This is a genomic window from Sulfitobacter sp. HI0027, assembly GCF_001634775.1.
In the GTDB taxonomy this organism is placed as follows: Bacteria; Pseudomonadota; Alphaproteobacteria; order Rhodobacterales; family Rhodobacteraceae; genus Sulfitobacter.
Window position 1 is genome coordinate 1 of the sequence record NZ_LWER01000399.1, and the last position, 341, is coordinate 341.

Annotated in this window: 1 protein-coding gene; it reads right to left on the reverse strand. The window is 56.3% G+C overall.

The window, feature by feature from the left end; translation table 11 throughout:
• Positions 1-163 precede the first annotated feature (163 nt).
• Positions 164-341, reverse strand: a 178-nt coding sequence (locus tag A3722_RS23610) for a Tn3 family transposase (protein WP_150120551.1), incomplete at its 5' end; no start/stop codon positions are given.

A 341-nucleotide genomic window follows, 5' to 3' on the forward strand; every position in this document is an offset into this window, starting at 1 on the left:
GGCTTTGGGGCGGATATAAGCGTCGTATCAGTCTGCCCGCCGGTTAAGACACCGCTGGGGCTGGACTTTTTGAAAGTGAGCTACCCCCCGAAATTCGGACACTGACATAAGCTACAAGGGGTAGATTCCGGCTGAGTGCAGAATGACACCCTAAGCCAGCCCTTCATCGTTTTTTCCACTTATACTCGCCTGTGAGGAGGATGTGTGCCCATCCGAGAGGCGAGATGTGCCCCAGGAGATCGGATGGACAGTCTAATCCGACGTGTTGGCGCCGTGTGACAGCCTGCCCGAGGTGCTTGGTGTTCCAGTAGATGATGATGGCGGCCAGCAGGTTCAGCCCT